The sequence below is a fragment of the Duganella fentianensis genome, from assembly GCF_009857835.1.
GTDB classification, from domain to species: Bacteria; Pseudomonadota; Gammaproteobacteria; order Burkholderiales; family Burkholderiaceae_D; genus Rugamonas; species Rugamonas fentianensis.
The window spans coordinates 455382-475891 of the sequence record NZ_WWCL01000003.1 but is presented as its reverse complement, the minus strand read 5'-3'; the positions used below and the strand labels follow the sequence as shown (position 1 = coordinate 475891).

Sequence of the window (20510 nt, the reverse complement as noted above, 5' to 3'; positions counted from 1 at the left end):
CTTATCGCTTGCTGCTGGGACGCTTGCCCACCTGAACGGTAAGCGTGCTTTCCTGATTCTTGCGTAACACTTTGAGGCTGGCTTTTTCGCCCGGCACCAGCTGGGCAATCACGTTCAGCATCTGGTTGGTATCGGTAATCGCCTGCTCGTTCACGGTCAGCAGGATATCGCCCGGTTTCACGCCGCCATGATCGGCCGGACCGTTCTTCACCACACCGGCGATGATGGCGCCGCTCTGGCGTTTGAGGCCGAAGCTGCTGGCCAGTTCCGGCGTAATTTCCTGCGTCTCCACGCCCAGCCAGCCGCGCACCACCTGCCCGTTCTTGATGATGGCTTCCATCACCGATTTGGCGGTGGAAACGGGAATGGCAAAGCCTATGCCTATCGAGCCGCCCGTCTGCGAATAAATGGCGGAATTGATACCGAGCAGATTGCCATTGGTATCGATCAGCGCGCCACCGGAGTTACCGAAATTGATGGCTGCGTCCGTCTGTATGAAATTCTCGAAATGGTTGATGTGCAGGTTGTTGCGGCCCAGCGCGGAGATGATGCCCATGGTCACCGTCTGGCCCACGCCGAACGGATTGCCGATTGCTAACACCACATCGCCCACCTGCACCTGTTCCACCTGGCCCAGCACCATCACGGGCAGTTTTTCCAGGCTGATCTTGATGACGGCCAGATCGGTTTCCGGGTCCGTGCCCACCACCTTGGCCGCAGCTTTGCGGCCATCGGCCAGCACCACTTCGATTTCGTCAGCCGCTTCCACCACGTGGTTGTTGGTGAGGATATAGCCTTCGGCCGAAACGATCACGCCCGAACCGAGACTGGACTCGTCTTCATCGGCCTCGCCGTCATGGTCGCGGTCGCCAAAGAATTTCTTGAAGAACGGATCACGCAGCAGCGGATGCTTGCCGCGCTTGGGTTTCTTGCTGGTGAGGATGTTGACCACGGCCGGCATGGCGCGTGCCGCGGCCGCGCGATAGGAACCGGCGGCGGCAACCGGCGCCTTGGCCGGCCGCGCTTCCAGCATCACGGCCGGATGCTCGGCATCACCCATCTGCTGCGGACGTGCGGGCTGGCGCCGCTCCGGTCCTACGGCGGTGTACACCATATACAGTGCCAGTAACACGGTCACCGTTTGGGCAAACAATAACCAGAGTCGTCGCATCGCCGTAGGCCTTGCCGTCACAGGGACGGCAGCTGGTTATTTTTTCAGGGAGTCGCGGATTTCGCGCAGCAGGGCGATGTCTTCCGGCACCGGCGCTGGTGCTGCCTCGGCAGCCTCTTCGGCCTGCTTGTGGCTGAGGTTGCGCGCCTTGTTCATCAGACGCACCATCTGGAAGATTACGAAAGCCAGAATGATGAAGTTGAGCAAGATGGTGGCGAAGTTACCGTAAGCGAATACGGCGCCCAGTTTCTTGGCTTCCACCAGACTCAGATTCGAGGCCTGGCCGTTGAGGCCGATGTAGTAGTTGGCAAAGTCCAGACCGCCAAACAGCTTACCGATAGGTGGCATGATGATATCGGCAACCAGCGAGTCCACGATCTTGCCGAAAGCTCCGCCGATGATCACACCGACGGCCAGATCGACCACGTTGCCCTTCATCGCGAATTCTTTAAATTCCTGCATCATTGCCATAGTCTTTATCCCCGCTGTGTGGTCAATTGTGAACAAAACCGCGCTTGGATCATACTATTTTTTCAATCAGATTCAAAACACCGCTATCAGATGCGCATTTTGGTGCGGTTTTAGGCTATAAATTTGTCTTGCATCAATATCTACCGTTTGTGCGCCCCCAAGTAGGGCATCACCCTGCAGAATTCAAGCGTGCAACGGCGCATTCTGCAGCAACATGCGGGGCCCGAGGAGGATTTTTTCTTTAGTTCGAAATCTGCTTACCCTATAATTTAAGGTTGCAAGAAGCTCCGTATAGGGAGTTTTCGCTTCCGATTTTGGCGTATGCGGTTTCGGATTTTGTTCGCACTTTGACTGATTGGGGTTTGTATGAGTAACGAAAAGCAGGTCGATTCCGGCCGACGCGGATTGCTCGTCGCTACTGGCGCGGCGGGTGGTGTAGTGGGGCTGGCAACCGCTGGCGCGTTGGTAAGTACGTTCCAGCCGTCCGAGCGCGCCAAGGCCGCCGGCGCACCGGTAGAAGTGGATATTGGCAGCCTCAATCCGGGCGAAATGAAGACCGTAGAATGGCGCGGTAAGCCGGTCTGGATCATCAAGCGTACGCCTGAGATGATCGCTTCGCTGAAAAACACCGACGGCAAAGTGGCCGACGCTGAATCGAAACGTAATCCGGACGAATTCACCCCGGAATATGCCCGCAACGAACACCGCTCGCGCAAACCGGAAATTCTGGTGGCCGTCGGTATCTGCACCCACCTGGGCTGCTCGCCCTCGTCGAAATTCACCCCGGGCCCGCAGCCATCGCTGCCGGACGACTGGGAAGGCGGCTTCCTGTGCCCATGCCACGGCTCGACCTTCGACATGGCTGGCCGCGTGTTCAAGAACAAACCGGCACCGGACAATCTGCAGGTTCCGCGTCACATGTTCCTGAGCGACACCAAGCTGGTGATCGGTAAAGACGAGAAAGGCGAGGCATAAATCATGGCGGCTTTCAAAGAGACCAAATTCCCGGCCGACGCGCCGGCTGCACAAAAAGCCCTGGGCTGGGTCGATGACCGCTTCCCGCTGAGCAAACTGTGGAACGACCAGTGGGGCAAATACTACGCTCCCAAGAACTTCAACTTCTGGTACATCTTCGGTTCGCTGGCCATGCTGGTACTGGTGCTGCAGATCGTTACCGGTATTTTCCTGACCATGCACTACAAACCGGACGCGCTGCTGGCCTTCGCTTCGGTGGAATACATCATGCGCGAAGTACCGTGGGGCTGGCTGGTGCGCTATATGCACTCGACCGGCGCTTCGTCGTTCTTCATCATCGTCTACCTGCATATGACGCGCGGTCTGCTGTACGGTTCGTACCGCAAGCCACGTGAACTGATCTGGCTGTTCGGTTTCGCCATCTTCCTGTGCCTGATGGCCGAAGCATTCTTCGGCTACCTGCTGCCATGGGGCCAGATGTCGTACTGGGGCGCCCAGGTGATCGTCAACCTGTTCGGCGCAATTCCGCTGATCGGCCCTGACCTGTCGCTGTGGATCCGTGGTGACTATGTGGTGTCCGACGCTACCCTGAACCGCTTCTTCGCCTTCCACGTGATCGCGATTCCGCTGGTTCTGCTGGGTCTGGTTGCAGCCCACCTGATCGCACTGCACGAAGTGGGTTCGAGCAACCCTGACGGTATCGAAGTGAAAGAAAACCTGGGCGCCGATGGCCATCCAGTGGATTCGATTCCTTCCCACCCTTACTACACCGTGCACGATCTGTTCGGCGTATCGATCTTCCTGACCATCTTCAGCGCCGTCGTATTCTTCGCGCCGGAAATGGGCGGTTATTTCCTGGAATACAACAACTTCCTGCCGGGCGATTCGCTGAAAACCCCGCTGCACATTGCGCCTACCTGGTACTTCACGGCGTTCTACTCGGTGCTGCGTGCTACCACCGCAGACTTCATGTGGGTACTGATGTTCTTCGTCGCTGGCTATGTCAGCTTCGTGTGGCTGAAGTCGAATCTGGCACGTACCACCAAGACCGCCATCGCCGCGATCGCTCTGGTGGCCGTGGTCGGCATGCTGCCACAGGTACTCGATGCGAAATTCTGGGGCGTAGTGTTCTTCGGCGGTTCGGTAGTGATTCTGGCCTTCCTGCCATGGCTGGATAAATCGCCGGTCAAATCGATCCGCTATCGTCCAAGCTGGCACAAATATGTGTACGCCGTGTTCTTCCTGAGCTTCCTGACGCTGGGCTACCTCGGTACCCTGCCTCCGACGGAAGGCCGTACGATTATTTCGCAAGTCTGCACGCTGCTCTACTTTAGCTTCTTCCTGTTCATGCCATGGTGGAGCGCCATGGGCACGTTCAAGAAAGTGCCGGACCGCGTGGTATTCCACGCGCACTGATCGACTTGGCTAAAGTATAAAAAGGACATTACATGAATTTCCCTAAAAAACTGCTCGCCATGCTGGCTCTGGTGCCGGCACTGGCACTGGCCAACGAAGGCGGCGTCGCTCTCGACAAGGCCCCGGACCGTTCCAACAACATGGCTGCCCTGCAGAATGGCGCGAAACTGTTCGTCAATTACTGCCTGAACTGCCATAATGCGTCCTCGATGCGTTACAACCGCCTCAAGGACCTCGGTCTGACGGAAGACCAGATCAAGGCTAACCTGTTGTTTACCGGTGAAAAAGTGGGCGAAATGATGACCACCACCATGCAGGCCAAAGATGCGAAAGCATGGTTCGGCGTGGTACCACCGGATCTGTCGGTGATCGCCCGTGCCAAGGCATCGAACGCCGGCAGCGGCGCCGACTACCTGTACACCTACCTGCGCACGTTCTACAAGGATGACACCCGCCCGACCGGCTGGAACAACCTGGTTCTGAACAATGCAGCGATGCCGCATGTGCTGTGGGAGCTGCAAGGTGAACAAAAGGTTAAAATGAAGGAAGTGCCGGATCCGCACGAAGCCGGTAAAATGACGCACCAGTTCGATGGCTTCGAACAAATTACTCCTGGGAAACTGAGCAAGATCGATTACGACAATGCTGTCGGCGATCTGGTCGGTTACATGGAGTGGATGGCCGAACCGGCTGCTGCTACCCGTAAAAAACTCGGCGTGGTAGTGGTCATGTTCATGGCCTTGTTCGCCTTCCTGGCATGGCGTTTGAACGCGTCCTTCTGGAAAGAAGTGAAGTAAAACCAAATCGAGAGCGCCGGTTCGCCGGCGCTTGTTTTTGCGATGCCCGCACTGGCGGGCGATCGATTCAGGATGAGCCGTTCGCGGCGTCATCCTTTTTGTTTCTAAGGAACTATAAAAAATGATGGTTCTCTACTCGGGTACGACCTGCCCATTTTCGCAACGCTGCCGTCTGGTCCTGTTTGAAAAAGGCATGGACTTCGAAGTGCGCGACGTTGACCTGTTCAACAAGCCGGAAGACATTTCGACCATGAATCCTTATGGTCAGGTGCCGATTCTGGTGGAACGTGAACTGATCCTGTACGAATCGAACATCATCAACGAGTACATCGACGAGCGTTTCCCACACCCGCAACTGATGCCGGCCGACCCGCTGATGCGCGCGCGTGCCCGTCTGATGCTGTTCAACTTCGAAAAAGAACTGTTCGTGCACGTGCACACGCTGGAAAGCGAGCGCGCCAAGGGCAACGACAAGAGCCACGACAAGGCCCGCGCTGAAATCCGCGACCGCCTGACCACGCTGGCTCCGCTGTTCCTGAAGAACAAGTACATGCTGGGCGACGAGTTCTCCATGCTGGACGTGGCCGTGGCCCCGCTGCTGTGGCGCCTCGACCACTACGGCATCGAACTGTCGAAAACCGCGGCACCGCTGATGAAGTACGCCGAGCGCATCTTCTCGCGCCCAGCCTATATCGAAGCGCTGACCCCGTCGGAAAAGGTAATGCGCCGCTAAGCGCAGTACCGCTGTTCTTGAAGTCTATCGGCGCGTTTGCTGGCTCAGTCTGGCGGCGCGCCGGGTTTTATCGCAGTCTGGAAACCCATGTCTGAAATTTCTACCAAGCCCTATATGCTGCGCGCCATTTACGAATGGTGCACCGATAGCGGCTACACGCCGTATCTGGCCGTCAAGGTCGACCGTGCTACCACGGTGCCGATGGAATACGTGAAAAACGGCGAAATCGTGCTCAACATCAGCTTCGGCGCCACTTCGGGCCTGAAGATGGACAATGATGCGATCCGCTTCCACGCCCGTTTCGGCGGTGTGTCGCGTGAAATCTTCGTGCCGGTCAACAATGTGATCGCCATCTACGCCAGCGAAAACGGTCAGGGCATGGCCTTCGAAGCAATGCTGGGCATGGCCGACGCCGAGCCGGAAGAAGAACCGGAAGATAGCGCGCCGACGCTGTCGCTGGCCCCCGCGCCCAGCCCTGCGCCGGCCGCGGAAAGCGCGCCTTCCGGCACGCCGGACGACGATGGCACGCCGCCCAAAAAGGGCGGCCGCCCCACCCTTACGCGTATTAAATAGCGTATAATTCGCCCCGTACAAGTTTCGCCGACTTAGCTCATTTGGTAGAGCAGTTGATTTGTAATCATCAGGTGGCCAGTTCGAAACCGGCAGTCGGCACCAGCATGTCAAAGAAGCCCAGCCCTCACCGGCTGGGCTTTTTGTTTTCCCGGCCGGGAAATCGCTAGCGCACGATTTAAGCTAGTACAAGTTGCATTGTATTTTTCTAAAGTATCCCCTCGTCCTGACGTAAATAGAACACGAGCGTCTTTTTGCCAAATCCGCCATCTTGGTAAAAATGCACTTCGCTCCGGAACCACGTACAGGCCACTATCCCATGTCTACCATCACTGCGCTCACTCCCATCACCGCCCCATCAGCGCCGGCTGTGACGAACACCAGCCGCACTGCCACTGCGGGCGCAGCTCCGGTCTCCGGCGCGGCCAGCTCGACGGTGGTGCGTCTGGGCGAACAAGGCGAAGCCAGCTCCAGAGCACTGGTCTGGGAGAACCGCACGCACAGCACCTCGGCCACGCTGATGGCCCGCAATATGGGCAATGACGAACTCTCCACCCGCCTGAGCGGCCTTGGTAGTGAGCTACTCAAACAGGTTGCCTACGACGGTGCCGACTTTTCCCAGTCCGTACAGCAGCTGCCGGCAGGCGCAGCGTCCGACACTTATGCCTTGCAGGTGTCACCAGCGAAAATCTCCCAGCACGGCTTAGGTGACAACCAGATCAGCCTGAGCATCACTACCACCAGCGGCATCAAGGTGGACTTGAAACTCGATGCCAGCGATGGCAGCATCGCCGTCGAGGCGCACAGCAGTGGCAAGCTCAATGAAGTGGAGCGTAAAGCACTGGGCAAGTTATCCGAAGCGTTCCAGAAATCCATCGATGGCCTGACCGAGAACCCGCCGCGTATCGACCTTGCCGGACTCACCCAGTTCGATAGCAATGTGCTGGCTGCTGTGGACCTGAAAGGCCAGATCAAGATCGATGCCAAGGATACCCAGCGGCTGGAATTTCACGCCGATAGCATAGGGCGCAGCCTGAGTTTCAGTGGCCCGGCGGGGGTGGCCAATATTGCCGTCGACCTGAGCAAACCGGCTAGCTGGGGCAGCAAGGAACAGCAGGCGGGCGCGCTCGAGCATTATCTGCAGCAGGTCGATCAGGCCGCCACGCGCGGTCAGGGCCGTGGCGCCATCATCGGCATGTTCAAACAAGGCTTCAGCGCCCTCAACAGCGATTACGGCAGCCGCCCCGTGGCACAGCAAGCCATCGCCCTGAACCAGCAGGACCATGCGCTGACGACAGGGCTGGCCGACTTCAATGCGTCGTTTGCACAGACCGAGGAGTTCCCCAACCCGGCCCGCAGCACGGAGAAGGATAGCTTTGCCTACGAGCTGGCGCAGAAGACCAGCATCAGCGGCGGCTCGCAACTCAATCGCAGCATCTCGCAAGAGCAGAGCTCGCATCTCAAGGCACGCTACCATGCACCCATCAAGGCCGATGCCATACTGGCTCTGGATCTATCGCCCAATTCGCAGAACTACAACTACGTGACGATAGACGATGCCGCTTCCAGCGCTACCGAGATCGCCTATAACAAGGGTGTGCTGGCCAAAGCCACGCTCGATATGCAGGCCAGCCAGTCGACCCGCACTTTGCGCTACTCGCTGGGCAAGCTGCAAGACGACCACACCACGCCGCTGGGCAAGCACAGCACGCGCGATCTGCTGGCGACGCTGGAACCCGAGCGCACAGGGCGCGATCCGCTTTCCGCTAGCGAGCAGGCGCAAATGCTGGCAACCCTGCATCAGCAGATACTGCTGCAGCAGAATCCGGACGCGCTTTCCGCCAGCCCTCTTCCCGAACGCCTGCGCACTGGCCGCTAACCCGCAGGAAGGCGCACACGGTCGCCTCTCCGGTAGCAGCACACGCTACCCCTCAAGAAATTCCGGCCACGTGAGAATGCACGTATTTCGCGCCAGCCTGATCTGATAGGCTTGCTTGCTTTCGGACTTGCATAGGTGCCGAGTCTCGCTCGGGCCAGCGCAGGCATGCACCTGCGACACCTCAGTCCTCATCACAGCCTCAGCAGGAGTTTAAACATGCATTTCATCAAAGGCGTGCTGATCGCGCTGCTGGTCACCAGTTTATCGGGCTGCGCCTTCTGGGGCTCAGGCCATCGCGTGCAGCAGAACGGCAGCGTGGTCGATTACCTCTACCCCAACGCCAAGCAGCCGACTGCCATGGTGCCTGGCGTGACCCAGCTGCGCCCGCCGGTGCGGGTAGGCATCGCCTTCGTTCCGGGTGGCGGCTGGGGTAACGGGCCTTCGGAACAGCAGAAGATGAAGCTGCTCGAGCGGGTCAAAGCTTCGTTCTCCAAACATGCTTACATCGGCAGCATAGAAATCATCCCGTCGGCCTATATGCAGGCGCGCGGCGGCTTCGATAATCTGGATCAGGTGGCGCGCATGTTCAATGTGGAAGTGATCACGCTGCTGTCCTACGATCAGGTGCAGTTCAACGATAGCAACCGCCTGTCGCTGCTTTACTGGACCATCATCGGTGCCTACGTCATCAACGGTAATCAGTACGATATCCAGACCATGCTCGATGCCTCCGTGTTCGATGTGAAGAGCCGCAAGCTGCTGTTCCGCGCACCGGGCACCAGCCGCGTCGGCGGCAATGCCACCATGGCCGGCTTCAGCGAGAAGTCGCGCGCGGCCCAGACCGATGGCTACAACCAGGCTGTCGATCAGCTGATCCCCAATCTGCAAACGGAACTCGACAGTTTCCGCGAACGGCTGAAATCCGACAGCACTATTCAGGTGAGCAACAAAGAAGGCTATCACGGTGGCGGTGCCGCTGACTGGAGCCTGCTGGCACTGGCTGCCGCGCTGGCTGCCCTGTACTATGGCCAGCGCCGCCGCGCCCGCTAAGTGGCCCAGCGCCAGTGCCTTGCTGGCACTGGTCGCGCTGGTACTGGTGTATGCCCCGCCCCAGTTGATCGACTTGCTCGCTTACGACCGGCAAGCCATCCTGTCCGGCCAGTGGTGGCGGCTGTGGAGCGGGCATCTGGTGCACTATTCGGCATGGCATGCCTTGGTCGATGTCGCCATGCTCTTGCTGTGCGGATGTGTACTGGAACCCCTGATAGGCACACGCCGCCTGTGCCTGTCCTTGAGCTGCTCTGCTCCGCTGATGGCTATCGCCCTGATGTCCGGCGTGCCGGCTCTGGCGCACTATCGCGGGCTATCCGGCCTCGTCGTCATGATGGCGACCATGACACTCATTGCGCTCTGGCGTGGCGCCCAGCTGCCGCGCCACTGGCTGGTGCTGCTGACCGCCCTCCTGCTGCTTAAAACGGGCTGTGAAGCACTAGGAATTTCTACGGGCAGCAACTCGCTACCGCCCGGCATACGCGTCATGTGGCAGGCGCATGTGCTGGGGGTGGCCTTGGGTCTGCTGGAAGCAGCCCTGAACTCGCGTCTGACGCGGCCCACGCGCGCTGAACGGTCATAGGCTTGCGCGCAGCATTGTTCTAGAATGCAATGTGTCAGTTTCGCTATTTCATACTATGCTTTTTCGATGCAGAATAAAGGTTTCCAAAAAGAAATAGTCACTTCGGAATTGCTAGCTTGCCTACTCCTTTCACTGCCATGCGCACGCCCCGCTTGCTGTACCGTTACTCCCTGAGCTTGCTTGGCGCCAGTCTGCTTGCACTCGGTCTCTCGCCGTGCCGCGCACAGGAGACGCCCATGGTGGTGCGCATGGAGCGCGCCAATGAAACGGATAATCCCGTCATTACTTACCGCAAGGAACTGCTGGAAAAAGCCCTGACAGCCGCCGGCAAGCACTACACCATCCAGCACTGCGATTTCCCTGCCAACATTACGAATGATGCGCGCGTGCGCTATAGCAAGCGTATGCAGCCCTACTGCGACGTCATTGCCACCTCGGCCGGCGGCAAAGCCAGCCGCGAGCTAGCGCTGGTGGCAGTGCCGATCTATCTCGGCGGCAATGGTTACCGTGTGTTCATGGCCAACCAGCAGGGGCTGGCCAAGGTCGCCAAAGTCAAAAAGCTACCGCAATTAAGTCAGCTCAGCGTCGGCAGCGGTAGCGACTGGCCCGACAGCGATATCATGACCGACGCCGGCCTCAAGGTGGTACGGGACAAGACCGAAACGCTATTCGACTTGCTGGCGCAGAATCGTTTCGACCTGCTCACGCGCGCCGTCTACGAAGTCAGCAGCGAGTTTCGCCAGATCGGTCTGGAAGACGGCATCCTGCTCGAGCCGCAACTGATGCTGCACTACCCCAACGATCTTTTCTTTTACGTCGCGCCGCAGCGCGCAGATCTGCAGCAGGCGCTCAGCCTGGGCATGAAGATTCTTTACTGCCAAGGTGAAATCAATCGCCACCTGCGCGACCATCCATCCACCCGCAATATGCGCAGCGTGATACGGCCCGAGCAACGCACAGTCTTCGAGCTGCCGAACCGCCATCTGAACCCGATGGAAGCGCAGGCGCTACAAACCTATACCGCTGCGGCTTTCGTCCCCGGCAGCAGCGGCCGGCCTATGCGCCCGGCTGCCGCGCGCGCCTGCGCCGGCATCAATGGCAAACCTGCCATCGCCCATTAAGCCACACTAGCCCGCAGCCCCCTGCTGGCAGGGCCTCCGTGCCCCGTTGCCAGCATCCGCCTTGCCCATTTCACGCCGTTTTTGCGCATTCTGCTCCCTGTTTTTTGCAGTTCGTCACATGCCGATGGAAGCGCCGCAGGTGCTTGTTTATAGTTCACTCATCGCAAGACAAAACGTAGTTCAACCAACCACCAAGGAGCTGAAAATGAACATCGCAAAAAACATGGAAGCCATCTTCCTCGCCGCACTCGTGATCGCTGGTGCTACCTCGTTCGCCACTGCCGCCGTACCTGAACAAGTCGTCGCTGCCAAAGCAGACACCGCCGCCGTTCAAGTCGTACACGTAACGGCCAAACGTCTGACCGCTGCAGAAAAAGCTGCCATCTAAGCCGCCTACCATCACCACCACGACGGAGCATACGATGAAAAAAATTCTGCAGGCCGCCATGCTGGCCACTCTGATCGGCGGCGGCGCACAAGTAGCGCAAGCGGCCGACGTCAGCAGCGAGAACCGCAGCGTCGATGCACGTACCGTCAACGTTGATCTCGATGGCGTGATCAACCTGAAACTCAAACAAGGACCAGTCGCGTCGCTGACTCTATACGGAGAGGCTGACGCGCTGAAAAAAGTGACGGTGGAGCAAAGCGGTGACACGCTGCGCATCGGCACAGTAAAACAGCGCAGCATCAGTTTCGGTAACAACCGCGAGCTGCGCGCCGAGCTAACGCTGCCGAATCTGCGTCAGCTCACTTCCGGCGGCGTGGGTGCCGCCGAAGTCAGAGGCTTTAGCGGCGACAGCCTGCGACTGGCACTGGAAGGTGCGGGTGCCGTCAACGTCAACTCGCAGTACCGCAACGTCAACGTGCGGCTCGGTGGCGTCGGCAGCATGAACGTCAATGCAGGCACCAGCGACAACGTCGAGCTCGATCTGCACGGCGCCGGGCATATCGAAATGAGCGGCCAGACCCGGCAGCTGCATGTGAGTCTGGGCGGCGTGGGTGGACTCGATGCGCAGAAACTGCGCGCCGACGCCGTCGATGTCAATCTGACGGGTCTGGGCAGCGCTTCCGTGTACGCCAAAAATAGCGCGGCCATGAGATTAACGGGACTGGGTTCGGCCACCGTGTATGGCAACCCGGCCCAGCGTAGCGCCACGACCAAAGGTATGGGCAGCATCAGCTGGCAGTAGACCGCTGATCGTAAGGAATGCGGTAGTCCGCAGCAGTAAACACATGGGTGTGTTTTTCACCGTCCGCCTGGTTACCCCCTAGCGGACGGTTTTTTTATTTGCCCAGCATGGCAGGCAGCATGTGATACACCTGTATTCCCGCGGGACCGATCAGCACCAGCATCAGCGTGGGGAAGATGCAGAACACCAGCGGGAACAATAGCTTCAGCGCGATCTTGGCCGCAGCTTCCTCCGCGATCACACTGCGCTTGGCACGCAGATTCTCCGAATGCACACGCAGCGACTCACCCATGCTGGTGCCGAAGCGTTCGGACTGGATCAGCATGGCCACCAGCGTATCCACATCTTCCACCCCGCTACGCAAGGCCAGATTGCGCAAGGCTTTCTCTTTGCTGAAGCCGGCCCGCATTTCCATCAGCACCAGCTGCAGTTCCTGCGCCAGCGCTGCGCTCTTGATATGGATTTCGCCCGCCACCTTGGCCAGCGCCCGTTCCAGACTCAGACCCGCTTCCACACAGACGGTCAGCAAATCCAGCGCATCGGGAAAATTCTCGAAGATGTCGCGGCAGCGATGGGCCGCGCGCCGTGCCAGCACCACATTCGGCAAATAGTAGCCAAACGCTGCACCGGCCAGCAGCAGCGGAAACAGGCCACGCGAGAGCTGCAGCTGCCATAGCGTTGCGGCAGCCAGCATCAGCAAGGCCGGCAGCACCAGTGCCAGCACTGTCTTGGTGGCGAAATACAGCGAAGGCGCAGAGGCGCCGCGCCAGCCCGCATTCATGAAGCGGGTGCGCAGCGGCGAACGTTCCCAGCCATCTTCCGGCAGGGACAGGCGTGACAGCGGCTGCGCCACCTGTGCCACGCGCTCCACCCAGGCCTGCTGGTTCTGTGGCGACGGTGCCTGTGCTGCCAGCATACCTAGCCGTGCGCGCAGGGCCGCCGATGAAAACAGCAGCAGGGCCAGCAAGGCGATGCCGGCCACCACCAGAAACACGATCAGCAGAAATACGATCTGGCCAGTCTCCATGACGCCTCCTAGACCCGTATGCGGATCAGCTTGCGCATCCACAGCACGCCGACAGCGGCCATGCCCAGCGCATACCAGATCAGGCGTATGCCTATGGGATCAGTCCACAGCACGCGCACGTAGACGGGATTGGTGACCATCATCAGTAGCAGCACCCCGAGCGGCAGCAGGCACAGTATCCACGCCGACATGCGCCCCTCGGCCGACATCACCCTGACCTGCGCCAGCAGGCGCAGGCGCGCGCGGATCAAGCGGCTGATACTGCCCAGCACCTCGGCCAGATTGCCGCCCGACTCGCGCTGTATCAGTACGGCGATGACCAGATAGCGCAAGTCCGTCAGCGGCACCCGCAGGGCCAGATTGTACAGGGCTTCGTTCATGGGCACACCATAGTTGATTTCCACGTAGGCGAATTTGAATTCGCCCGCGATGGGCTCGGGCATTTCTTCGCCCACCATCTGCATCACATTGGCAAACGAATGGCCGGCGCACAGGGCGCGGGCAAAAAAATCCGCCGCTTCCGGCAACTGCTCTTCCAGCTTGATCAGGCGGGCCTGACGCCGCTGCCATATCAGCAGCAGCGGCAGACATGGTGGACCCAAGAACAGGCCGGCGCGCATCAGCCAGGGCAGTTGCAGCAGCAAGGATGCACCTGCACCGGCCAGCAGCAGAACCAGCATGCTGCCCAGCGTCTGCGCCACCGACCATGGCACACCGGCCTGTAGCAGCAAGCGGTCCAGCAAGGCCGGTGCGCGGTAACGCCGCAGCAGTTGCTCCAGCAGCGCATGGCGGCTGTAGCTGCGCTGCTTGAGGATGTCGATGCGTTCGCCGTGGCGCTCGCCCTGCGCCGCCATCAGGCGCAGACGCTTGCTGATGCGGCGCGCCGCGCTGCCATGCGCCGCAGACCACCAGATCCACAATGCTTCCAGCAGCAGGATCAGCGCAGCAAACAGCAGAATGAAAAAGCCGGCCAGCAGAGCACTCATGACGCTACTCGAAAATGCGGTCAGGATCGAACACGCTGTCGGCCACGGCGGCGCCGAACATGCGCAGGCGGTCGGCAAACCGGGGCCGCACACCGGTAGCGGAAAAGCGGCCCTGCACCTTGCCGTCGGCCGCCACGCCGCGCTGTTCGTAGCGGAAGATTTCGTGCATGGCGATCACGTCACCTTCCATACCCGTGATCTCCTGCAGGCTGACCAGCTTGCGCGTGCCATCGGTCAGGCGCGAGACCTGCATCACCACCGTCACGGCAGAACAGATCTGCTGGCGGGTTGCGCGCGGCGTCAGGTTCAGGCCCGTCATGCCCACCATGTTTTCCAGCCGCGCCAGCGCATCGCGCGGTGTATTCGAGTGGATGGTGGCCAGCGAGCCTTCATGCCCCGTATTCATGGCCTGCAGCATGTCGAGTGCTTCCGGTCCGCGCACCTCGCCGAGGATGATGCGGTCCGGCCGCATACGCAAGGCATTGCGCACCAGCGAGCGCTGATTCACTTCGCCCTTGCCTTCGATATTCGGCGGCCGGGTTTCCAGCCGCACCACATGGGGCTGGCGCATCTGCAGCTCAGCCGCATCCTCGATGGTGACGATGCGCTCGGCGGCCGGAATGAAGCCGGACAGCACATTGAGCATGGTGGTCTTGCCGCTGCCGGTGCCGCCCGAGATCAGGATATTCACCTTGGCCTGCCCCAGTGCCTGCAGCACTTCCATCATGGGCGGCGTCAGGCTACGGTAATCGAGCAGATTCTGCACCGTCAGCGGCTGCACGGCAAAGCGGCGGATCGACAGGATAGGGCCATCGATGGCCAGCGGCGGAATGATGGCATTCACGCGCGAGCCGTCGGGCAGGCGCGCATCCACCATGGGGCTGGATTCGTCCACCCGCCGGCCCACGCGCGAGACGATTTTTTCGATGATCTTCATGAGGTGGGCGTTATCGTTGAAAGTGACATCGGTCAGCTCCAGCCGGCCGCCACGTTCCACATACACCCGGCTGCAGGTGTTGACCAGAATATCGGACACGCCGGGATCGGCCAGCAGCGGTTCGAGCGGGCCGAAGCCCAGCATCTCGTGCTGGATATCGAGCACCAGACTATGCCGCTCATGCTGGTTCAGCACAATGCGCTCGTCTTCGATGATGCGCTGGACCAGCAGCGCCAGCTCGTGCTTGAACTGCTCCGCCGTAAGGCGCTTCAGGCGTTCCAGATCGATGCGGTCGAGTATGGTCTGGTGCATACTCTTCTTCAGCTCCTGATACGCGGCAGCGGCCAGTGCCGGTGCATCCGGCGCCGGCTGGCGCGCCTCCTCCGTCACGCTCAGGCGTTCGCGCAAACTCATACTTCCTCCCTCAGGATAGCGCTACGGTTGCAATACCTATTCCGCCTCGTGGCGGCCGAACAGGCGGTCAAACAGGCCTTTGCTTTCCGGTGCGCGGCGCGCCGTCACCAGCTCTACCAGTTCGCCCAGACTGCGTGCCACCGCACTGCTGCGCGAGAGCTGCAGCACCGGTATGCCCTGGTTGACCGAATCGGTGGCGGACAGATAATCATTGGGCACGGTGTGCATCACGTCGGCGCCCAGCGCCTGTTCCAGATCGGTCAGGCGCAGCTTGCCCCCCTTCTCGTAGCGGTTGACGATCAGGCGTATGCGTTCGGCGGCATAGCCGAGCGAGCGGAAAATATCGAGCAGGCGGCGGCCATCGCGGATATCGGGCAGCGCCAGCTGCAGCACGGGATGGATGGCGTCGGCCTGATCGAGCGCGCGCAACGAGATGGCATCGATCTGGCGGCCCACATCGAGCACGATGTAGTCGTAATGCTGGCATGCCACGCGTAGTATGGTGTCCATATGCTCGGGCTTCATGTCTACCGTATGCTGGGGATCGTCGGCCGCAGCCAGCACACCGAAGTTGGAGGCCACGTGCACCAGACAGGATTCCAGAAACGCCCCGTCCATGCGGCTGATCTGGGCGCAGATATCGGACAGCGTCATGGCCGGCTTCTGGTCCGAGACATACAGGGTGGCATCGCCGAACTGGCCATGCAGATCGATCAGCAGCACTTTTTTATCTGCCAGTGCGGCCAGCGCATACGCGAAGTTGGTGGATAAAAAAGTCGCCCCGCTGCCGCCCTTGCAGGAAATGAAGGCCAGCACCTTGCCGTTGCGTAGCTGACCACAGCCCGCGGCCAGCTCGATGCGTCCCAGCGCTTCATGAAACGCGCTATGCACCAGCGGCAGCTGCAGCACTTCGCGGATGCCGGCACGCATGGCGCGGATCAGCAGCTCGGGCGGCGGCTCGCGCGTCAGCAGCAGCACGCTGGTGGCCGGATATAGCTTGCACAGGCGCTCCACCAGCTCCGCTTCACTGGCAGTGACGGCACTGGCATCGACGATGGCCAGTTCCGGTAGTTCTGCCAGTGGCCGCTCTACCGCTTCGCGCAAGCCCTGCCGCGTGGCCACCAGCTGCAGGCCCGGCATGCGCGCCGAACCCTGTGCCGCCACTTCCGCATGGAGCAGACTATCTGCGCTGACCATCAGTGCTTTCATCGCCTATCCTCACTTGTTGTTGGCACTCTGGCCGGACGCCGCCGGGGCCGCATCAGCCCCGGCTTTCTGATAGCGCTCGTAAGCAGCTCTGGCCTTGCGCCCGTCCATGCCGGCAGCCGTATCACTGCTGGAGGCAGCGGGATAGGCCACCTGCAGGGCCAGCGTGGCCCGTGCGCGGCTGCCGAAATGCTGGTCCCAGTCCGGTGTGCTGGTCGAGAGCTGGGTGCTGCAGCCACAGCACAGGGTTGCCAGCAGCAGTGCTGGTACGGGGAGAGAAAAGACAGCCATGGCAGTTATCCATTCAGCGCGGTGGATTGACGGGGGCCGGCAGCGGCGCGGGTGCAGTGGCCGGCGCAGCTTCCAGCCGCCCCTGCAGGTTGAGCTGCACTCGGTCGGGCGCTTGCAGTCCGTCGGTCGGCAGGGCGTAACTGGCAGGCAGGGGCTTGACCAGATGCGGGGTCACGACAAACAGCAATTCGGTGCGATCCTGCTGGAAGTCGGTGCTGCGGAACAGCGTGCCCAGCACGGGCAGATCGCCCAGCACCGGCATGCCGCGCAGGCCGCTGCTCTGGCTGTCGCGTATCAGGCCGCCGATGGCAAAGCTCTGGCCATCGTACAGCTCCACCGTGGTGGCAGCACGGCGCGTCGTAATCAGTGGCAGCAGCGCATTGCCGCTGATGCCGTTGGCGGAGATACCTATGCCTTCGCGCGACAGCTCCGACACTTCCGGCGCCACCCGCAGATTGATGCGCCCGCCGGCCAGCACGGTAGGCGTGAAGCGCAGCCCCACGCCGAACTCCTTTTCTTCCAGCGTCACCTTGTTGTTGTCCTGCCCGACGGGGATGAAGATCTTGCCGCCCGCCAGAAAGCTGCCTTCCTGCCCACTCAGTGCCATCACCGTAGGTTCGGCCAGTATGCGTACCAGACCGTCCTGCTTTTCTGCCGCCAGCGCCACATGGTTGCCTGCCGCGCCGCCTATGCGCAGCAGCCCGCGCAAGGTTCCGCTGAGAAAACTGGACGACAGGGCCGAACTCCAGCTGCCGCCGCCAAAGTTCAGCGTGCTGCCTGCTTCCAGCTTGTCCAGCAGGGACTTGGAGACTTCGGCGATTTTCACTTCCAGCATCACCTGCTGGGGCGCGCGCACGGACAGCAGGTTGATGATGGCAGCACCGGCGGGCGCCGCAGCCGTCGCCACTGCACGGCTGCTGCTACTGCCGCTGCTGCCGCCTGGGCTCGGGCTGTTACTGCTGGCCGCCGCGGTGGCACTGGCCTTGCTGCCGTCCGCTGCCGGTGGCTGGCGCCGCACGAAGGCTGATGCCACTTCCATCACCCGCTCCACCGTGGGTGCATCATCCACCGTGCCGCTGATGACCAGCGTATCGCCCGCTGCACTCACGTGCAGCTCCTTCTGCTCGGGCAGCAGCGTCGCCAGCGCGTTCTGCACGGCGCCCGCATCCAGCCCCACCACCACTTCGATCAGCGTACACAGGCCGCTGCTCCCTTGCACCATCATATTGCTGCTGCCTATCTCCAGCCCCACCACATACAGCGCATCCGGCGCCACCAGCCTGGCATGCAGCACGGCCGGATTGCCGACACTGCGCGCTTCGACGGTTTCCGGCATCTGCATCAGTTTGGCCTTGCCCAGCGCCAGATTCAGACTGACAGGCGCCGCCACCTGACCATTGCAGTGTAGGCGCGTCTCGGCCTTGCCGGCAGCATGCGCCGCTCCGGCCCCCACAGCCAGCACCAGCACAGCAAGATAGGGCAGCAGTTTCATGGCAGCCTCACAGACATTCCTGCACCTGCTGCGTGCCTGCGATCACGTCTATGCAGTGTCGCCGGGGCTGAGCTGACGCTGTTACCGCCCGGGCCTGCGGCACAGGATCGGCCTGCACGGGAGGCGCTTCGATATGCAGCAAGGTGTTTCTGGTTGCGCCCGTGGTGACACCGGGTAGCGGATCGACCTGATTGCGCAGCACCAGCGACAGGCTACCCACACTGCGCGCCAGATCGATGCTCTCGGCCTGGGCCGGCGTAACTTCCAGCGTCACGGCATTCACCACCTTGGGACGGGTTTCATCACGCCCCACTTCCTGCGCCACGGCCAGCACCAGTATGCGTTCCAGCACGATGCGCGAGATGGCATGCTCGCTGCCGCTGGCACTGGCCTGCATATTCACCAGAATATCGACGAAGTTGCCCGGCAGGGCAAAGCCAGCCACCCCCACCACATCATTCACCCGCACCGTGATGGCGCGCTTGCCCGTCGCAATCAGCGCCGACAGGCCGCCCGTGGTACCGGCAGGCGCCAGCTTGGCTTCGTTCAGCGGTTCGTCGCGCAGCACGCTGGTGCGCAGCACCCGTCCGACCAGCGCGGCGCTATCGTGCACCGCGCCGTGCGGCATGCTCTCTGCCGGCCAGTCCAGCGTCTTCAGCAGCTCCGGCGTGAGGCGCTGGCCCAGGCTGATATCGCTGGCCGCCACGACGATATGGTTGGCCGCAGCCGGCGCAGGCCGCAGCAGCCAGCGCGCCGCCAGCAGCACTGCGGCCAGCCCGAATAGCAGGGCCAGCGCCAGCATGATCAGGGCGCGGCGCTTGTTCATATGGCACGCTGACTATCCGGCGCTGCGCCCGCCGTCGCCGGCAGGGACGGATAGTCAGCGAACATACTGATCCACGCCTGATCGAGCGTGGCCACAGTGACGCGCGGCGCTTCGCCGAGAAAGCCGGCAAAGTCGCGGATGCGGCCGACGATTTCGGCCGGATAGCAGGCCAGCAGAGGCAAGCCGCTGCCGCCGTGCAGCTGGTCGACCAGATAGCGCAGTGCCGCATCGTCGAACACCACGCCGCTGTTCACGCAGCGGTGGCGGAACAGCGTGCGGTAGCTGGCAGCATCGAGCGCATCGATGCCGATCTTGTAGCTGAGCCGGCGCAGCGCGGAAGCATCGAACAGGCTGGCCGGCTGCATGCTGGTGACGAACACCAGCTGCAGGCGGCAGCTCACCGTCACCGCACTGGCAGCGCCCACGCTCATGCTGCTGCGCCCCAGCTCCTGCGCCAGCGTCAGGCGGTTCAGCAAATCGCTGGCCGGCATATGCTGGCGGCCCAGATCATCGACGATCAGCAAACCATTATTGGCCTGTAGCTGGGGCGGCGCGCGATAGCAGCCGGCCTGGGTATCGGCCTGCAGTTCCAGCTGCGCGCTGGTGAGCTCTGCATCCAGCGTGAGCACGGGGCGCTGACACAGCACCCAGCGCGGATCGCAACTACGCCGTTCGCCCAGCTGGCGCAGCTGGTAAGGCTGGGGCGCGCGGTGCAGCAAAGCGTCATACACCTGCACGATATCGCTCCCGATCAGCAGCGCGTGGGGCACTGCCACCACACCTTGCAGCAGGCTGCCGAGGCGGCGCGCCAGGGTGGACTTGCCGCTGCCCGAAGGTCCGTGCAGCAGCACCGTGCGGCCGGCATACAGTGCCGCACCCAGCATGCGCTGCTGGGCCGTGGCGAGAAATACATCGCCCAGTTCATTGGCCAGATCTTCCGCGCTGAGCGACAGCATCTGCGCGGCCTGACGCTCCACCAGCGCCGCATAGGCTGCCAGCGGCACAGGCGCCGGTCCCACGTAGGCGCAGCGTTCCAGCCACGCAGTGGCGCGCTGGCGTCCGCTGGCCGTCAGCTGGTACTGCACGTCGAGGTCGGAATCGCCGCGCCATGCCACTTCCAGCACATGCTCGGCCACCAGCAGGTCCAGCACTTCGCGCAGCACATTGAGCGACAGGTGCAGACGGGTGCTCAGCTGGGAGAGCGGAGTTTTGCCGGATAACAGTATCGCTTTGGCGATCAGCTCGGCAATCAGGGCGGCCGGCAAGCCCGCCTCGCGCACGGAGCGCGGCACCGCCGGCCACAGTTCGGCCAGCGCCAGCGCTGGTTCCGATGTGGTTGCCGTAGCAGCAGACGTAGCCAGCGCAGTCATGGTGC

General features: G+C 61.4%; 21 protein-coding genes and 1 tRNA gene. 12 read left to right on the top strand and 10 right to left on the bottom strand.

Annotated features, from left to right (window positions below):
* Position 1: 1 nt before the first annotated feature.
* Positions 2–1171, bottom strand: a complete 1170-nt coding sequence (locus tag GTP23_RS15240; protein ID WP_161035937.1) for a Do family serine endopeptidase — start codon at positions 1169–1171, stop codon at positions 2–4.
* 36 nt (positions 1172–1207) lie between these two features.
* Positions 1208–1642, bottom strand: coding sequence for a large conductance mechanosensitive channel protein MscL (mscL, locus tag GTP23_RS15235; protein WP_155435448.1), 435 nt, complete (start codon positions 1640–1642; stop codon positions 1208–1210).
* Between the two features lie 366 nt (positions 1643–2008).
* On the opposite strand from mscL, the gene petA reads away from it, so the two are divergent.
* The 12 genes from petA (at position 2009) to GTP23_RS15175 (ending at position 11956) form a co-directional block, all read left to right on the top strand.
* Positions 2009–2617 (top strand): ubiquinol-cytochrome c reductase iron-sulfur subunit, encoded by a 609-nt coding sequence (petA, locus tag GTP23_RS15230; RefSeq protein WP_155435449.1) that lies wholly within the window; start codon positions 2009–2011, stop codon positions 2615–2617.
* A gap of 3 nt (positions 2618–2620) precedes the next feature.
* The gene (locus GTP23_RS15225; protein WP_155435450.1) at positions 2621–4033 is read left to right on the top strand and encodes a cytochrome b; all 1413 of its coding nucleotides are present in this window, start codon (positions 2621–2623) and stop codon (positions 4031–4033) included.
* A gap of 32 nt (positions 4034–4065) precedes the next feature.
* Positions 4066–4830, top strand: coding sequence for a cytochrome c1 (locus tag GTP23_RS15220; protein ID WP_155435451.1), 765 nt, complete (start codon positions 4066–4068; stop codon positions 4828–4830).
* 121 nt (positions 4831–4951) lie between these two features.
* The gene (locus GTP23_RS15215) at positions 4952–5563 is read left to right on the top strand and encodes a glutathione S-transferase N-terminal domain-containing protein (protein WP_072788101.1); all 612 of its coding nucleotides are present in this window, start codon (positions 4952–4954) and stop codon (positions 5561–5563) included.
* An 87-nt stretch (positions 5564–5650) separates the two neighbouring features.
* Positions 5651–6136: a ClpXP protease specificity-enhancing factor gene (locus tag GTP23_RS15210; protein WP_161035936.1), complete on the top strand. Its 486-nt coding sequence runs from the start codon at positions 5651–5653 to the stop codon at positions 6134–6136.
* 26 nt (positions 6137–6162) lie between these two features.
* Positions 6163–6238, top strand: a tRNA-Thr gene (locus GTP23_RS15205).
* A 214-nt stretch (positions 6239–6452) separates the two neighbouring features.
* A complete protein-coding gene (locus GTP23_RS15200) occupies positions 6453–8012 on the top strand; it encodes a hypothetical protein (protein WP_202412213.1) in 1560 nt (519 codons plus the stop codon).
* A 216-nt stretch (positions 8013–8228) separates the two neighbouring features.
* Positions 8229–9062, top strand: a complete 834-nt coding sequence (gene rhlP / locus GTP23_RS15195; RefSeq protein WP_161035935.1) for a rhombotarget lipoprotein — start codon at positions 8229–8231, stop codon at positions 9060–9062.
* Entirely contained in the window at positions 9037–9645 is a 609-nt protein-coding gene (gene rrtA / locus GTP23_RS15190) for a rhombosortase (RefSeq protein ID WP_161035934.1), read from the top strand. Before rhlP ends, rrtA begins: the two co-directional genes overlap by 26 nt.
* Positions 9646–9761: 116 nt before the next feature.
* Entirely contained in the window at positions 9762–10766 is a 1005-nt protein-coding gene (locus GTP23_RS15185; RefSeq protein WP_161035933.1) for a hypothetical protein, read from the top strand.
* Positions 10767–10971: 205 nt separating this feature from the next.
* A complete protein-coding gene (locus GTP23_RS15180; RefSeq protein WP_161035932.1) occupies positions 10972–11154 on the top strand; it encodes a hypothetical protein in 183 nt (60 codons plus the stop codon).
* A gap of 34 nt (positions 11155–11188) precedes the next feature.
* Positions 11189–11956 carry a GIN domain-containing protein gene (locus GTP23_RS15175; protein WP_161035931.1) on the top strand — a complete coding sequence of 256 codons (768 nt, stop codon included), beginning with the start codon at positions 11189–11191 and terminating at the stop codon, positions 11954–11956.
* 94 nt (positions 11957–12050) lie between these two features.
* On the opposite strand, the gene GTP23_RS15170 is transcribed toward GTP23_RS15175, so the two are convergent.
* Genes GTP23_RS15170 through GTP23_RS15135 form a run of 8 tightly spaced genes read right to left on the bottom strand, consistent with a single transcriptional unit; the run spans position 12051 to position 20505 of the window.
* On the bottom strand, positions 12051–12983 hold the full coding sequence (locus tag GTP23_RS15170; RefSeq protein ID WP_161035930.1) for a type II secretion system F family protein: 933 nt from the start codon (positions 12981–12983) through the stop codon (positions 12051–12053).
* A gap of 8 nt (positions 12984–12991) precedes the next feature.
* Positions 12992–13969, bottom strand: coding sequence for a type II secretion system F family protein (locus GTP23_RS15165; protein WP_161035929.1), 978 nt, complete (start codon positions 13967–13969; stop codon positions 12992–12994).
* Between the two features lie 4 nt (positions 13970–13973).
* On the bottom strand, positions 13974–15320 hold the full coding sequence (locus GTP23_RS15160) for a TadA family conjugal transfer-associated ATPase (RefSeq protein ID WP_161035928.1): 1347 nt from the start codon (positions 15318–15320) through the stop codon (positions 13974–13976).
* A 36-nt stretch (positions 15321–15356) separates the two neighbouring features.
* Positions 15357–16529, bottom strand: coding sequence for a CpaE/TadZ family protein (locus GTP23_RS15155; protein ID WP_161035927.1), 1173 nt, complete (start codon positions 16527–16529; stop codon positions 15357–15359).
* A 9-nt stretch (positions 16530–16538) separates the two neighbouring features.
* Positions 16539–16817 (bottom strand): hypothetical protein, encoded by a 279-nt coding sequence (locus GTP23_RS15150; RefSeq protein ID WP_161035926.1) that lies wholly within the window; start codon positions 16815–16817, stop codon positions 16539–16541.
* Between the two features lie 13 nt (positions 16818–16830).
* Positions 16831–18309: a type II and III secretion system protein family protein gene (locus tag GTP23_RS15145; RefSeq protein ID WP_161035925.1), complete on the bottom strand. Its 1479-nt coding sequence runs from the start codon at positions 18307–18309 to the stop codon at positions 16831–16833.
* 7 nt (positions 18310–18316) lie between these two features.
* Positions 18317–19135 carry a Flp pilus assembly protein CpaB gene (gene cpaB, locus GTP23_RS15140; protein ID WP_161035924.1) on the bottom strand — a complete coding sequence of 273 codons (819 nt, stop codon included), beginning with the start codon at positions 19133–19135 and terminating at the stop codon, positions 18317–18319.
* Positions 19132–20505, bottom strand: coding sequence for a DUF8689 domain-containing protein (locus GTP23_RS15135; protein ID WP_161035923.1), 1374 nt, complete (start codon positions 20503–20505; stop codon positions 19132–19134). The genes cpaB and GTP23_RS15135 overlap by 4 nt, the downstream gene beginning before the upstream one ends.
* Positions 20506–20510 lie beyond the last annotated feature (5 nt).